Annotated in this window: 2 protein-coding genes; one reads left to right on the forward strand and one right to left on the reverse strand. The window is 66.0% G+C overall.

Annotation, left to right across the window (positions count from 1 at the left end):
* Positions 1-344: CAP domain-containing protein (locus tag APH30_RS27360; protein WP_177333817.1), on the forward strand; the 344-nt coding region annotated here is incomplete at its 5' end.
* Between the two features lie 34 nt (positions 345-378).
* Here APH30_RS27360 and APH30_RS27365 read toward each other — a convergent pair.
* A partial coding sequence (locus APH30_RS27365) for a helix-turn-helix domain-containing protein (RefSeq protein WP_156326762.1) occupies positions 379-633 on the reverse strand: 255 nt, incomplete at its 5' end.

Below are 633 nucleotides of genomic sequence, written 5' to 3' on the forward strand. Positions count from 1 at the left end.
CCGCCGCCGCCCCGCCGTTAAGCTGGAACACGGTGCTGGCGGGGGCTGCCGCCAACCACACGCGGGCCATGGCCAACCAGAATTTCTTCGACCACATCGACAAGGATGGCCGCACCCCCGGCGACCGGGCGGAGCTGGCCGGCTACCTGTATCAGCAGATCGGCGAGAACATTGCTGCTGGGCGTGACACTGCGCACAAGGTGGTCGAAGGCTGGCTGGACAGCCCCGGGCACTGTGCCACGTTGATGAACCCCGAGTTCCGCGACCTGGGGGCTGCCTACGCAGTGGACCCAAAGAGCGATGCGGGCATCTACTGGACCGCACTGTTCGGCACACCACAGTGAATTCGAGCCCCCTTGCAACCCTGTCAGGCGCGCTTCAGCCCTGGTGTGTAGCTGCACGCAGCTCGAGCGCGGTACAGCCAAACCGCGCCCGCAGGCATTTGCCCAGGTAACTGGCATCGCCCAGGCCGACTTCATCGGCAATCTGCGCCAGGCTGTGGGTGGAGTTGAGCAAGCGCCAGCGTGCTTGCTGCAGGCGCATTTCGCGCCACCAGGCCTTGGCACTCAGGCCATGACTGGCATGAAACTGCCGGTCCAGCTGGCGCCGGCTGATGCCCAACGCTGCCGCCAG

Origin of the sequence: Pseudomonas sp. NBRC 111127 (genome assembly GCF_001320345.1) — a bacterium.
In the GTDB taxonomy this organism is placed as follows: domain Bacteria; phylum Pseudomonadota; class Gammaproteobacteria; order Pseudomonadales; family Pseudomonadaceae; genus Aquipseudomonas; species Aquipseudomonas juntendi.